The sequence below is a fragment of the Allokutzneria multivorans genome, assembly GCF_039537405.1.
Lineage (GTDB): Bacteria > Actinomycetota > Actinomycetes > Mycobacteriales > Pseudonocardiaceae > Allokutzneria > Allokutzneria multivorans.
Genome location: NZ_BAABAL010000012.1, coordinates 165,733 through 178,988 on the forward strand (window position 1 = coordinate 165,733; position 13,256 = coordinate 178,988).

Sequence of the window (13,256 nt, forward strand, 5' to 3'; positions counted from 1 at the left end):
GATCCGGTCAGGACGAGGAAGCGGGCCAGGAGATCAGGACGCGCACGTGGCGCTTGTCGACCACGTGCCCCTCGGGCAACTCGGCATCCGGCGTGCTGGCGGGCACCACGGTGAACCGCACGCCGGGCCCGCCTCGCTGCTGGCGATCCCACTCGCGGATCGCCTCGATGTAGCGCTGCGCAAGGTGATCGGCGTCAGGCCCGTGGGCGTGAATGGCCACCTCGAAGAGTTCCGACTCAGCGATGGGCCGAGGGGCGCGGTAGGCGAAGGAGGAACCCTCGACGATCGTCTTGGCGCCCAGCCGCGTGGACTTGGCGAGCGTCCCGGACTCGATCACGGGAGACGTGGCCACGAGCAGGCCGAAACCCTCGACGTGGGTCGCCACCCACAGGTCGAGGTCGTCGAAGGCCTCCACACCGCCGACGGTGACTCCGCTGCCGTGCACCCGCACGGGCGTGGCCAACGCGGCCACGAGGCCAGGCGCGTCGACGTCGAGCTGACCGTCCACGCGCAGGACGACGTCCTCGCCGGCCAGGGGCGTCAGCTGGTCTGCGTGCGCCCCTTCGCCTTGCATCGGAACGAACCCGCACAACCGGTAGTCCGTACTGATCAAATGATCACCGTCGCGGGCGAAAGCGATGGACCGGTTGAGCCCGCGCACGCGCAGCGGCACCACGAGCAGACCGTCCTCGGCCAGCTGGCCCATCCACGCCGGAGGAATGTCCCAGGAGTCGACGGTGACGATGATCCGGTCGTAGGGCGCGTGCTCGGGCACTCCGTGCTCGGCGTCCCGCTGCAGCACCCGCACGTGCTCGTACCCGGCGGCGGCGAGGTACTCCCGGGCGCGATCGGTGACGAAGCTGTCGATGTCCACGGTGGTGACCTCACCGTGCTCCCCGACCAGCTCGGCGATCAGCGCCGCGTTGTAGCCGCCGGAGCCGATCTCTAGCACCCGCATACCAGGCTCGATCCGAGCCTGCTCCAGCATCGCGGCCTGAATCCACGGCGCGCTCACCGAGCTGAGGACCGTGCCCCGCCCGTTGCGCTTGGTGATGACCACGGCCTCGCGGGTGTAAACCCGCTCCAGCGGGGCATCCGGCGCGAACGCCTCGCGCGGCACCGTGGCCAGCGCGCGGCCAATCGCCTCGGACTGGAAGTCGCCTTCCTCGCGCAGTCGCCCGACCATCCGCGCCCGGAGGTCCGCGGCGGTCGCCGCACCGTTTTCACTCAGTGTGTTCACTCGGTCACTCTTCCACTTGAGGTGCTGGTCACGAAGGCCGCGTCAGCAGCGCAGTGACGAGGTAATGCCGGCGCCTGTTGCGGACACGACCGGTACCGTGATCCAGAACGTGACGCCGATCATAATGACGACGGTACAACTGACGATCGTCACAATGTGATCCCCCGTCCGGGTGGCTCGCGCGCCCTCGGCCGGTGGGATCGCCGGAGCAGCACAAGGAGGAGCCACGCGTGGCGGACAGTCCGACGGCGTTGAAGTGGTGGTTCGGCGGGGCGCTGCGCCACCTCCGCGAGAATGCTGGCCTCAGCCGGGAAGACGTCGCGACGGAGATCGGCGTCAGCGTCTCGGGCATCACCCACCAGGAGAACGGGCGCTCGCTGCCCAAGCCGGTGGAACTGGAACGGCTGCTCTCCCTCTACCGCGCCCCCGAGAAGATCGAGTCGTTCAAGAGCCTGCGCCTGCGCGCGAAGGCGGGCACCGACTGGTTCCAGGACTTCGACCCCGGCGAGATGCCCAGCGACTTCTCGCTCTTCCTCGGCCTGGAATCCTCCGCAGCCCAACTGGAGAGCTGGGACTCCCAGATCGTCCCCGGCCTGCTGCAGACCGAGGCCTTCGCCCGCGATGTCATCTCCCGCGCCAACCCCACCTTGAAGGAGCACGAGGTCCGACATCTGGTCGCCCTGCGCCGACGCCGCCACGACCTCGTCCTGAGCGGCAACCCGACACCGCTCGTGCACCGCGTGATCGCCGAGTCCGCGCTGCGCTGGCGAGTCGGCAACGACGAGGTGATGCGCGAGCAACTGCTCTTCCTCGCCGCAGCCGCGCAACGCCCCGGAACCCGACTACAGATCCTCCCCCTGAGCACCGGCGCCCACCCCGGCGTCGACGGGTCCTTCACCCTCCTGTCGTCCCCGCCAGAGCTGGGCAATTATCCCGGATGCGTCTATGCCGAGACGCTCGTGGACTCCTATCTCTACGAGAAGCCCGACCAGATCGCCGCCTACCGCGCCGCGCTGACCGAACTCCAGCACCGAGCCTGCCCACCGGATGAGACCCCGGCGCTGCTGCGCCAGCTAGCCCAGGAGTGGTGACCATGACCAACGACGACGTCCTGCGCGCCCTGGCCGCCTCCACCAACTGGCGTACCGCCACCGCGAGCAAAGAAAACGGTTCCGGTTGCGTCGAGTTCGGCACCGCGATGGGCATGGTCGGCATCCGCGACTCCAAACTCGGTGCAGCCAGCCCGATCCTCGCCTTCACCCCGCACCAGTGGAGCCGATTCCTGGACACCCTCAAGGACCAACGCCCACCTCAACAGACCGACGCCTGAACAGGAGTCCAACCGCCACCGTCCACTGTGGACTGATGCTGGGGGCGTTAGTTCGGCCACGCCGCCGCGATGGCGATCACCGAGGCGTTGGCCCGCTGGCCAGACTCACCGACCTTCAGCATGGAACGCAGGACGTATACATGGCCGGGGCGCGAACTTGTGGCAGGCCAAAGGCTTGCCACATCGAGACATAGACTCTGAGCGTTCCCTCAGCCGTTGCTCGCCGACGGCGGAGAGCACGACGTCGACGAGCTTGACAGCCGCGTCCGGACGCCCATGGGCGCGAGCATGCCCGGCCATCGCGGCGCGGCGGGCGGGATCACCCAGCAGCGGCGCGACCGCAGCCTGCAGATCCTGCGGAGTCGGCGAGCCGGTCAACCCGATCGCCGCGCCGGTGTCCTGCAGGTGCAGGGCGTTGTGCGCCTGTTCGTTCCCGGCGGAGCTGGCCAGCGGAATGAACACCGAGGCCTTGCCCAGGGCGGTGATCTCGGCGATCGTGCCCGCGCCGCTGCGGGAGATCACGACATCGGCCAGCGCCAACACATCCGGCAACTCCGCCCCGACATACCCGGTCACCAGATAGCGCTGCCGCAACGCCGGAGGCAACGTCTCCGCGTGCCCGCGCAGAGCCTCCAACGCGGTCGGGCCGCACTGGTGGATGACGTCGGCGTGGCTGAGCATCCATGGCAGCACCTCGGCCACGAGCGTGTTGATCTGCTGGGCGCCTTGCGCCCCGCCGGTGACGTAGACGGTGGGCAGCGTGGAATCGAAGCCGTGCTACCCGAGCCCGTGCACGGCCTTCACCGCCTGTCCCATCAGCACTTCCGGGCGCACCGGGTTACCGGTCACGGTCGCGATGCATTGCGCGGACTCGGACAGCAGCGGCAACGTGGGCTCCGAGGACACCGCCACGCGCGTCGCGGCGTGCGCCAGGGTCCGGTTCGCCAACCCCAAGCGCACGGTCTGTTCATGGATCACCAGCGGACGACGGCACAGCTTCGCGGCGACTCCACTTTCGAATGCTTCTTGGAAGCCTTACCTAGCCTGCGCTGCATCCGTGCGACGGTTCCGAACGTCGCAACATCACGTCTCAGCTCCCGATCGTCGTCAGTGCGTCGCGAGCCTGAACGCGTAGGGCCGGATGCGGTCACGGTCTTGTGGGAACGCGCTCTCCCACGGCACGTCGAGGTTCATCCATCTCGCTGGTTGGCCGCTCTCCCCACCCAGCGGGGGGTTGAGATCACCGATGGCTCCGTAGGACAGGCTCAGCGTGGGCTCCCAGTCAGCTCGGAAGGAACGGACCGCCACTGCGGCTGGGGCGGGCAGGAGGTCGGCGGTGATCCCGGCTTCCTCGGCGAGCTCTCGGCGTCGTCGACAGGTCCCTGTTGCTCACTCCCACAGCAGCTCGTGCAGCGAATGCGCCAAGGATGTCGCGTTGTTGAGCATCGAGGGCGGATCCAGCTCAGCGAAGTCCCGCATAGTCTGCTCGATCGCCTGGTCTTGCTGTTCCCGTGGCAGATTGGGAAGCATCGTGTACAGCTGTTCCAGTCGTCCCTCGATGTAGACATAGAGCGGCAGCGACGAGTTCCGGAAGGTCAGCCGCTCCGGTGCCCACCGGGCGATGGAGAACACCGACCCTTCGGCCGCGTCCACCACCAGCGACACCGACGGTGGCTCGAAGAGTCCGATCTCGACGAGGGTGCGTCCGTGTTCGTGCAGCAGGTCCGGGGCTGGCCCGTCGCAGAAGTACTCGACATCCTCGTACTGCGGAAGCCCAACGTTCACCAGGAAGTCCCGGTCCTGCTCCGAGAGCGCAGGGTGCAGCGCCTCGACGCGGAAAGGGCACAGTTTCCCTTGCCACAGAAGGCGAATCTTGGCGATCAAGTCCACTTCCGTGCCCAACACCATCACCTCGTCATAGTTGTCATCGCGGCGCCGTTCCCACGGCAGCCGAGCCTCCACTGCCGGAGACCCTGTGCTGCCACTGTCGTCAGCGGTCGTTGTCGTTGGCGGCGATGAGGAAGGACTCGACGTCGTCGATGTCTGCCGGCACGTCCTCGGTCGCTGCGAGGAATGCCGCGACGTCGGTGCGCACGGCGTCGGGGTCGATGGGGTGGTCGGCGGCGGCGCCATCGCTGATGGAGGCGAGCAGGATCTCGCCGTTGTCGCAGCCGATGACCAGATGTCCTAGCGAGGTGCACCCGATCGCTGTCACTTGATGTCCGGTCAGCACTCCGTGTTCGGTCTTGGTTCCGGCTACGAGGTCGTAGGACCACAGCGCGCCGGTGGGGGTGCCGACCCACAGCGCGCCGGGCTTCGCACCGAAGGTGATGTCGTTGCGCCACCAGCCGTCGTCCTCGGTGCCGTCGAACTCCTCGTGCAGCACCTTCTCCAGCGAGGGGAACTCGAAGGCGGTGAGCGTCTCGCCGTAGGCGTTGCCCCGGATCGCGAAGAAGCGGCCATCAGAGCTGAAGATCGGCGGCTGGTAGGCGTCGTTGCCGAGCACGACCATCAGGCGCTGCAACCGACGATCGGCGGGCGCACCCTGTTCGACTCGGAGGAAGTCGATGCGCGAGCTGCCCTGATCCTGGGACGTCGTCAGCATCACGGCACCGGATGGGTGCGCGCCACCCCACGGGTACGCACCGACGGCGACCACCTCGCCGGTGGCGAGGTCGATGGCGTCCATGTCCCGCGAGCTCGTCGATGACGGCGAAGCCCACAGCGTGCTGCCGTCAGGGCTGAACAGCAGCTCCTCGTAGGCGGCACCCGCTGGCAGAGCGGTCAACTCCCGCAGTTCGGTGGGTGTCCAGGACCACACGGTTGCCTTCGTGGCCACCAGCAACTGGGGCTCAACGGGATGCCAGGCCGCGAACGCGTCCCGCATCCCCCGCTCCCAAGGCTCGACCTCGCCGTAGGCAGCCGACCCGCTACCGATACTGGCGAGCAGGCCCAGCTCGTCGCGCCCGCAGTCCAGGACGTGCACCGCCCGACGCCCACCATCAACCGCAGCCACCAACGGCAACCGCGGATGACACACCACACGCTCCACAGGCGCGGAACTGGCACCGCCGAACACCGCGGAAAGCTTGACCTTGGTCATCCACGTACTCTACCGACACCATCCACTGTGGACAGATCTGCAGCAGCCGCTTCCGCTACGCTCAAAACAGTTGACACGCACCACAAAGTCGAGTTCGTCGTGTGTCGCTTTGAGTGCACGGGTCGCATCCGCCTCAGTCAACGGCGGTGACAGCGCGTGCTGTTCGGTGCAGGTTCCCCCCGAGAGCACGTTCTCTGGGATCGAGGAATCCGCTGCTGTGGCGTGTTTCAGACCGCGACCACGTCCTGCGATGGCGGTTTTCGAGGCGTAGCTGCGCACGTTCTGCAGCGCTGCCTGGGCGATCGACAACATCGGCTCGCGCGCGACATCACCGGCGTGCGGGGACAGCGCCGCGTTCGGCGCGCTCAGCAGCGGCAGATCAGCGGGCGGCGGCGCCCAGCATGATCACACCACTCTGTTTCCGCGGTGGTGCGGCAGCAGGGTTACGTGCAGGTGTCGAGCATCTCGGTCAACGCGCTACGTTCGGCTTCGGTGACGGAAAGTCGGTAGATCGACTTTACGTGAGACCAGGCTTTGGAGTAGTCGCACCAGCTGTCACGTGCTGGAGGCCGCCAGGTTGCCGGTGTTTGGTCGCCCTTGGAGCGATTGGATTTCGCTGATACGGCAAGGAGTTGTGGGTGGGTGAGGTCGTTGGCGAATGCTTTGCGTTTAGCGGCGTCCCATTCCCAGGCACCGGATCGCCATCCGGCTGCGAGCGGCACGATGTGGTCGATGTCCACATTGGAGGCGGAGGTGATGACTACCTTGTCGTACAGGGAGATCCAGGTTCCGGTGACTGCTCGGCAGGCGGCGTCGCGGGTGACGTTGTCGCCGTCGCGGGCGAGGACGAGTTCGCGGGTGTCGCAGTTGTCGGCGTGGGTTCCCCAGTGCCGGAACAGGGTGCGGTCGTAGCCCATCATCGAGTGTTCCTCTGCCCTGGTGAGTTCGGCGAGCTGGGTGCGGGCGAGGTCGAGGGTGGGGAGTTCCGGGAGTCCGCGTGGTGCGGCGCTCGCAGGTGCGGCGGTCAGCGTGGCGGCGATGAGGATCGCGGTGAGGGCGGCGAGGGCACGAGGTCGGATGCGTTGCACAGCGGTTCTCCTTGGCACAGCAGGCAATACCGGCGTTGCCCAGGTTCCCGCCTGCGAGTGGCGCGGTGGAAGGTTGGGTTGGTCGGTGCACCCGACGGAACGACCACGTCCCCCCCGTCTCGGCGATGTGCTCGGGCAGGTGCCTGATCTTGGCCACGTGCCGCGCAAGCGTTGCGCTCGGTGGCGGCGTCACGAGCGTGATGGGCGTTGCGGACACGCCACGACCTCGTGGACGTCCGGTGCGGTGGTGTAGACGCTGTCGGGCACGCTCCAGTCCTGTGTCCACTCGGTCACCAGGGTGTCGGCCCAGGGGTGGCCGTCGGCCAGGATGTCGTCGGTGGTGACGGCGGCGACTCGCAGGGTCGTGGTGTCGGTGAGGTGCGGGCACGTGCTCAGGCTCAGCCGCAGACATCGGGTGTGCAGGGGCGCGTCGCTGTACACGTTGTGTCCGTCGAGCAAGACTTGCGCGCGCGGTGGGCATGGCAGTCCGCAGACTTGGCAGCGCCATTGGTGTTGGCAGCGGCGGTGGCGGCCTCGGTGGAGCAGCGTCCACCACGCGCGGCCGTGGCTGACCTGCACCAAGTAGGGGTGCGGCCGCAGCGCGGGCGCGTGGTCGGGGTCGCCGTGCCCGGCGAGTAGCGGTCGGGGCAAGCCTGGTCCGGGCGCGGGTTGGTCGAGGCCGCGGCGGACACGTTCGTCTTGGATCTGCCACAGGTGCTGAACATCCCAGACCTGCGGACACCCTGCAGTGGTGCACATCAGGGTGCCGGGACCTGCTGAGCAAGGGCGCAGTGGCGTGTCGCAGGTGAGGCAGTCGAACAGCTCGGCCAGGGCTGGCTCGGGCTCCCGGTACGCGGTGGGGATTGCGTCCGCGCCGAAGGAGGTCAGCACGCGTGCTCCGCGGGCCTGGCGGGATCGAGGGAGATCACCACGGCGCGAGGTTAGCGCCCCGTCTGCCCCGTTGTCGGTTCGGGCTGCGCCAGGTCGGTGTCGTGGGCGGCCGCTAGGAGTCGCGGACCAGGCACGGCGGGAGCCGGGGTGCCCACTCGGGTTCGGTTCGCCGGTCGCCGTAGAGCGGGCCGAGGTAGCGATCCATGTCGGCGTCGCTGTCGCTGATGCGGAACACCTGCTTGCTGACGCAGTCGTAGACCGTGAACCGGCCGCCGGATTCGTTGAGGACGAGCAGGAGCCGTTGCTGGCCGGGCGAAGCACCAGCGGGCTGCGCGAGGGCGGGTGGTCGGCGGGCTGGGTCTTTCCAGCGGAGGTCCACCATGGCCACGCGGATGCCGACCATTCTGAGCATGACGGGCTCAGCCAGAGGGAACCCGCGATCCCGGATCTCCACGGCGGTGACAGAAACCCAGAGCAGGAGCGCTATTCCGGCACAGGCAACAACGGTCACCCCCGCCGCGATGATCGCGACAAGGCGTCCGATGAGCGCATCGAAGATGAACCACACGACCGTACCCACGCCCCACACGAAGATCGCCACGCCGACGCCGCGCACGAACGGAATGGAGGAGAGCTGCGCCAGCAGTCCAGCGATCCCGAGGATCGCCGGCGTGAGGACGACAGCGGGCACGTGGCGGAAAAGCCGGGCACCGCGCCGGCGGAGCAGGAGCTCCACCAGCGCCACCGTGATCGCGACGAACAGGCACGCGGCGATGGCCACGATGAAGGCGAGCGGGGTCAGCCGGAACAGCGCGGCCACTTTGTCGATGCCAACCTGTTCGAGGCTGAGCCCGAACTCGAAGTAGAAGGCATCCTGGGCGGTGTAGCCGAGGGCATAGGCGAGCGCTGCGACGAAAGCGAACATGCTGCCGATCTCCGTGAGCGTCACCCAGGAACCGGTTTTGGCGGAAGCCGCTGAGTTCGCCCCAGCGTCTACCGCTGGCGCGGGCACCACGTCCGGTTCGGGTGTTTGCCTGGAAGGTTCTGACCGGCGGGTAGTCACATCGTCCCCGTGCCTGGGCACGGTCTAGGCCGTGCGGCGCTCACTGATCATGGCCGTTGAAGCGAGGCGCGTTCATGATGAGTGCTGCTCGCCGTGATGGCGAGCAGCACTCATTGACGTGGAATCTCAGGCCGAGTTGGCGGCCTGATAGGCCTCGATGACGGTACTGGGGATGCGGCCTCGATCGGACACGTCGTGTCCGTTGGTCTTGGCCCACTCGCGGATCGCCCTGATCTCGTCCTTGGTGCGCCCCGACCCGGCGGCGCCACTCGATGCGGTACCACGCTTGGCGCGGCCCCCGACACGACGCGCTGCCTCGACAAACGGCTCAAGCGAGTCCCGCAACTTGGTGGCGTTGCCCTCGTTCAGGTCGATTTCGTAGGTCACGCCGTCGACGGCGAACTCGATGCGGGAAATGTCATCGGCCGCGGTTCCGTCGAGGTCGTCGATGAGCTGAACGAAAGTGCGCTGTGCCACGGAGGTTCCCCCTTGAGGAATGCGTGAAAGTCTCTCTCGGATTGAGAATAGCAACTCCCGCGAGAGGCAAGCTACAAGCCCTCAGGCAGTATCGAGTGGGCGCCAGCGACTTGACTGGTTTCGTCGAGAGCCTGGCAAGGCATTGAGTGGGCAACAGGCAGAACGATGTGGTCCTCCCGGGCTCTCCGACCAGCGGTGCCAGGCGAACCGAAATGTGCATCACCGGAATGTCACCGGCGACCTTCTCTAGGGTGTCCGGAGTGACAGTGACGTGACACAGGCGGGCGGCGTCGAGAAACGAGCCGTGTCGAGATGTCATGGAGTCATGGGATGCCTAGGCCGCTGCCATGGAGTTGGCGTGGAGGGTGACCGGGGACCATCCGATTGGCGCGCGAGTGAGCGATTTCGCCGTGCAGGACGTGGTCGGAGCGCGGGCGGGCGGCGCACGGCGCTTTCTCCTGCTGTCTGTGTTGTCGCCGTCGCGCTTCGCTGCGTTGGCGACGTCGATCGCGCACGCCCTTATCGAGCAGTTGCACGCCTGCCGTCCGCCGGCTGGACCGCGACGCTGCTCGGGCACGACGCTGACCGAGTCGGCGGCCCTGGCGCACGCGACAGTTGCGGTGATCAACACGGCTGTCGGGGTCGCGGTCGCCGAGCGGGGCCTCGACCTTCTCGTGGCCGGGTTGGCTGCGCCGCCACCGGTGACTCGCTGCCGGTCGTCGTCAACGCCTAGGTCGAGACGCTGTCAGGAAACAGGCAGCACGCAGCGGCTTCCCTCATGCCTGCGAGCCGGCGCCTGGGCTGGGAACGTCGATGTCGAGGCGCTCGGCCACGCGGCGCAGGACGCTGGCGAACTCGGCGCGGTCGAGGTGGGTCGTTTGGCCGTTGTGGGGGTTGGTGATCGTGACGCGGGTGTCGGTGATGGCGACCTGACAGTTGTCTGCGCTCATCTCCCACGTCGCCACCTGGGGGTTTTCGGCCGCGGTGAGCATCTCGGTGAGGAAGTCGGGGTCGTCGGCGAGGTCGTCGTGGACGAGCTGATCCAGTGGCTTGTGGACGGGCTGCACGACCACGCGGACGCCGTAGCGCTCGTCGGCGAGGACCTCGATGGGTGGCGTGGTCATGGTGGTGTCCTTCCTGGGCTGGGCGGGGTTGTGGTGCGGCGGAGCGGGAAGGCGCTGCCCACGTCGGCGATGGTCGCGGTGGTGAGGTCGACGTCGTTGGAGTGTAGGTATCCGACGATGGTCACGCCGCGATAGGTGCCTTCCCACTTGGCGGGGATGATCGCTCCGTCTCGGTCGCGGACGGGACGCCGCTGCGCGAAGGCTGCCTGCACGGCGCGGCGGACTTCGGTGGCTGGCCAGGAGTCGGGGAAGAACGTGGTGCGGGCCTTGGCCACCTTCGCTCCGGTGGTGGTGGGGCCGAGCACGGTGGCCCGGTAGATGCCGTGGTCGTCGGGCTGCTGGCGATCGGTGATGCGCATCCGGCCGCGGTCGAGGCCGCCGTGGCGGTGGTGGTAGCCGGTGATCTTGCGGTACCGCGAGTGGCCGTGGAAGAGGTGCTGTTCGAGGTAGTCGGGCAGGGCGATCACGCCGACCGTGTCTGCCTGGGCGAGCGCTTCGGTGACGGGCGTGAACCGGGCTGTTCCGTTGTCGGTGGTGGGGTCGTGGTGAGCGGGGACGCCGAGGATGTCGGTGCAGTACAACCGCATCCACTCCGCGGCGTGGCGGAGTTGGTCGTCGGAGGCGTGCAGACGGGAGGCGGCGGCCTCCAGCGCGCTCGCGCAGGGACGGAGCTCGGTCTCGGTGTCGCCCTCGGCGCGTCGTAGGAGCTGTGCGGCTGCCTGGATTCGGTGAGCGGCTGCGGCGAGCGCTGGTGTCGGCAGTGACGCGGCGATGGCTCGCAGGCGTGCCGCGAGTTCTCCGCAGGAGGCCATGGCGCGACCGCTTTCTGTCGTACTGGCATGGGTTTCTTCGGCCTCGCCTCGTCTGGGTCCGGGTGTGAGGCGGTGGCCGTCCGCAGGACGGGGTGGTTACGGGAATGCCTTGCTGGGATCGGGTTGGCGGCGGGGCGAGGTGAGTCGGTTCACCCGTTTCGGGTCTGGCTTCAGGCTTTCACCTGAGGTGGTCGTCCATGGACGCCGCCAAACGCAGTCCGGTTGCGGGTTCGCCGTCGAGTGCGGTCTCCGCATCAAGCGGTGCGGGTGGCGGCGTGGCCGTCGATCAAGGGTGATTGCGCCGGGGTCGCGGGCGTGAAGCGGCGGATGTCGCGCCGCCGATCAGTCGCAGTGTCGGCGCCTGCCCGACTGGATTCGTTTCGGCGCGCGCGAGCGACCGCTGGGCGCTATCGACCCCCTGATTCCGGGCTTCTCGGTTTACTGGCCGAGGGCGGCTGCGACCGTTCATCGATCCCGCACCCCGACATCTCGACAAACGCAACTTGCATTTCCATGCACCCTCGGCAACATTCCCGAGAAGTTGATCTTGCACGGTGTCGACGACTGGAGATGGCCAGCGATCACAGCGACACCAGGGGCAAGTACGGCAGCGGCGCAGGGTTTTCCCGCGACAGTTGAAATATTGATAGGAAGTCGAACAGGAAAGGGTGACAAAGCTTGACAGTGAACACCAGCCAGGTGGACGTCCAGGATCGTCCACGCCCGTCCACGCCACCCTGACCTGGGCAAACCGGGCGAATGGTGGGCACGTGAAGGCGGGCGGGTGGACGTCCACTCAGCGTCCACGGCGGCCGGAGCGTGTTCATGGACGACCATCGTGATGCGACGCGGGACGCGAAGGTTTCCGATTTTCGTGTTTTCGATGGAGTGGGCAATGATGTGATCGAAAGTTCTGGAACCGGGGTTGCGGCATCAGGCCGCGTCTCTCCGGGGGGCGCCAGAGCTCTTCTGCGTGTCAACCCATCGATGAATGTCAGAGAAGGACGATCAGTGCTGGTCTCACTCAGGAACTGTGGAACGCGTGTCGTGCAGGACAGGGCGGGCGCGCGCGTGCTGCTGTGGTTGGTTGTGCTCGGTGTCGTGCTGTACCTGGACGCTCGGGGGCATGACCTGTCGACGGCGGTGGGCATGCTCTCGGCGGTGGCGCTGCTGAGTGCGCAGCTGGCGCGGCAGTTCCAGCGCCGCGACACCTCCTCGCCGCCTGTGGAGTGAGCCGGTGACCCCTGATCGCCTTCCACCGCCTTCGCGTCGGCTGCCTCGCGGGCATTGGCTGGCCGATGTGCCTGAGCATCCGGTCGGGCTGAGCCTGCGCCGGTTGCGGCTGCGCCACGGCGTCGCGCCGGAGACGGTCCTGCAGCGGAGCACGCTCAGTCCAGCTGAGCTCAGCGAGATCGAGGAGGGCAGGCAGTGGCCGCCACGCGCGCTGGTGGAGGCCTACTTCCGGATCGACCGACACCACCTGGTGGTCGATGAGCTGGATCGCCGGTGGCGTGAGGACCCTCGGCGACGACCGCAGGAGCTCGTTGCCAGCCCGCACGCGCGTCTGGCCGTCCAGGTTCCGCGCCGGCCCGCGCCGGTGAAGCCGTGGCCTGACCCCAGCGGGTTCACGGCCGTGCGGGAGTTCGGCGCGGGGCTGCGGCAACTCCGCGAAGCCAGCGGGTACTCGTTGGCGCTGGTAGCTGAGCGGGCGAGCGCGATGTGGGGGCCTGCGGCTGCTGCCTCGCGCTCGACCTTCGGCAACGTGTGCACGATGCCGACCCTGCCGCGCTGGGAGTACGCCCGGCAGCTGGTGGTGGTCTGCGGAGCCGGTGACGGCTACCTCGCGGAGTGGTCCCGGGCCTGGCAGCGGCTGGCCCACGCCCCCGAGCCGGTCGCACCAGCCACGGTCGACCCGGCGGGCGCCGAGGACGAACCGGAGGAGGTGGGTGATCCGCCTCCGGCGCGGGCGGCGCCGGTGTCCCTGTTGGAGCGAGTGGTCCGGATCCGCGTCGTCACGATCATCCTCAGCGTCGTCGTGCTGATCGCGGTCATCCTGCTCGTCGGCATCCTGATCGGGGTGATGGCCGCTGCCCCTCCGGTGTGGCTGCGACCTCCGTCGTAGCGATGG

At 67.8% G+C, this 13,256-nt stretch carries 15 protein-coding genes and 1 pseudogene; 5 read left to right on the plus strand and 11 right to left on the minus strand.

The window, feature by feature from the left end:
- Nucleotides 1-7: 7 nt before the first annotated feature.
- Nucleotides 8-1,240: a methyltransferase, FxLD system gene (fxlM, locus tag ABD798_RS17585; RefSeq protein ID WP_344876053.1), complete on the minus strand. Its 1,233-nt coding sequence runs from the start codon at nt 1,238-1,240 to the stop codon at nt 8-10.
- Nucleotides 1,241-1,470: 230 nt separating this feature from the next.
- Between fxlM and ABD798_RS17590 the strand changes: the two genes are divergently transcribed.
- Both ABD798_RS17590 and ABD798_RS17595 read left to right on the plus strand, forming a co-directional pair.
- Nucleotides 1,471-2,331, plus strand: coding sequence for a helix-turn-helix domain-containing protein (locus ABD798_RS17590; protein ID WP_344876055.1), 861 nt, complete (start codon nt 1,471-1,473; stop codon nt 2,329-2,331).
- Nucleotides 2,332-2,333: 2 nt separating this feature from the next.
- Nucleotides 2,334-2,570, plus strand: coding sequence for a DUF397 domain-containing protein (locus ABD798_RS17595; protein WP_344876057.1), 237 nt, complete (start codon nt 2,334-2,336; stop codon nt 2,568-2,570).
- A gap of 105 nt (nt 2,571-2,675) precedes the next feature.
- Here the strand turns inward: ABD798_RS17595 and ABD798_RS17600 are convergent, their stop codons facing one another.
- The 6 genes and pseudogenes from ABD798_RS17600 to ABD798_RS17625 form a co-directional block, all read right to left on the minus strand.
- Complete coding sequence (locus ABD798_RS17600; RefSeq protein WP_344876342.1) at nt 2,676-3,329, minus strand: UDP-N-acetylglucosamine--N-acetylmuramyl-(pentapeptide) pyrophosphoryl-undecaprenol N-acetylglucosamine transferase; 654 nt, start codon at nt 3,327-3,329, stop codon at nt 2,676-2,678.
- A gap of 18 nt (nt 3,330-3,347) precedes the next feature.
- Nucleotides 3,348-3,575: pseudogene (locus ABD798_RS17605) on the minus strand (UDP-N-acetylglucosamine--N-acetylmuramyl-(pentapeptide) pyrophosphoryl-undecaprenol N-acetylglucosamine transferase); the annotation flags it as partial.
- Nucleotides 3,576-3,959: 384 nt separating this feature from the next.
- Complete coding sequence (locus ABD798_RS17610) at nt 3,960-4,532, minus strand: SUKH-4 family immunity protein (protein ID WP_344876059.1); 573 nt, start codon at nt 4,530-4,532, stop codon at nt 3,960-3,962.
- A gap of 28 nt (nt 4,533-4,560) precedes the next feature.
- Entirely contained in the window at nt 4,561-5,673 is a 1,113-nt protein-coding gene (locus ABD798_RS17615; RefSeq protein ID WP_344876061.1) for a TolB-like translocation protein, read from the minus strand.
- Nucleotides 5,674-6,116: 443 nt separating this feature from the next.
- A complete protein-coding gene (locus ABD798_RS17620) occupies nt 6,117-6,761 on the minus strand; it encodes an HNH endonuclease family protein (RefSeq protein WP_344876063.1) in 645 nt (214 codons plus the stop codon).
- Between the two features lie 189 nt (nt 6,762-6,950).
- Nucleotides 6,951-7,202 carry a hypothetical protein gene (locus ABD798_RS17625; protein WP_344876065.1) on the minus strand — a complete coding sequence of 84 codons (252 nt, stop codon included), beginning with the start codon at nt 7,200-7,202 and terminating at the stop codon, nt 6,951-6,953.
- 69 nt (nt 7,203-7,271) lie between these two features.
- Between ABD798_RS17625 and ABD798_RS17630 the strand changes: the two genes are divergently transcribed.
- Nucleotides 7,272-7,400: a hypothetical protein gene (locus tag ABD798_RS17630; protein WP_344876067.1), complete on the plus strand. Its 129-nt coding sequence runs from the start codon at nt 7,272-7,274 to the stop codon at nt 7,398-7,400.
- A 364-nt stretch (nt 7,401-7,764) separates the two neighbouring features.
- Here ABD798_RS17630 and ABD798_RS17635 read toward each other — a convergent pair whose 3' ends face one another.
- From ABD798_RS17635 to ABD798_RS17650, 4 genes are all read right to left on the minus strand, one after another.
- Entirely contained in the window at nt 7,765-8,664 is a 900-nt protein-coding gene (locus tag ABD798_RS17635; protein WP_344876069.1) for a hypothetical protein, read from the minus strand.
- Between the two features lie 177 nt (nt 8,665-8,841).
- Nucleotides 8,842-9,192 (minus strand): histone-like nucleoid-structuring protein Lsr2, encoded by a 351-nt coding sequence (locus tag ABD798_RS17640; protein ID WP_344876071.1) that lies wholly within the window; start codon nt 9,190-9,192, stop codon nt 8,842-8,844.
- 776 nt (nt 9,193-9,968) lie between these two features.
- Nucleotides 9,969-10,316, minus strand: coding sequence for a hypothetical protein (locus tag ABD798_RS17645; protein ID WP_344876073.1), 348 nt, complete (start codon nt 10,314-10,316; stop codon nt 9,969-9,971).
- Nucleotides 10,313-11,128, minus strand: a complete 816-nt coding sequence (locus tag ABD798_RS17650; RefSeq protein ID WP_344876075.1) for an EndoU domain-containing protein — start codon at nt 11,126-11,128, stop codon at nt 10,313-10,315. Before ABD798_RS17650 ends, ABD798_RS17645 begins: the two co-directional genes overlap by 4 nt.
- Nucleotides 11,129-12,139: 1,011 nt before the next feature.
- Here ABD798_RS17650 and ABD798_RS17655 point away from each other — a divergent pair.
- Both ABD798_RS17655 and ABD798_RS17660 read left to right on the plus strand, forming a co-directional pair.
- Nucleotides 12,140-12,361, plus strand: coding sequence for a hypothetical protein (locus tag ABD798_RS17655; protein WP_344876077.1), 222 nt, complete (start codon nt 12,140-12,142; stop codon nt 12,359-12,361).
- Nucleotides 12,362-12,428: 67 nt separating this feature from the next.
- Nucleotides 12,429-13,250, plus strand: a complete 822-nt coding sequence (locus tag ABD798_RS17660) for a helix-turn-helix domain-containing protein (RefSeq protein WP_344876079.1) — start codon at nt 12,429-12,431, stop codon at nt 13,248-13,250.
- Nucleotides 13,251-13,256: the final 6 nt, after the last annotated feature.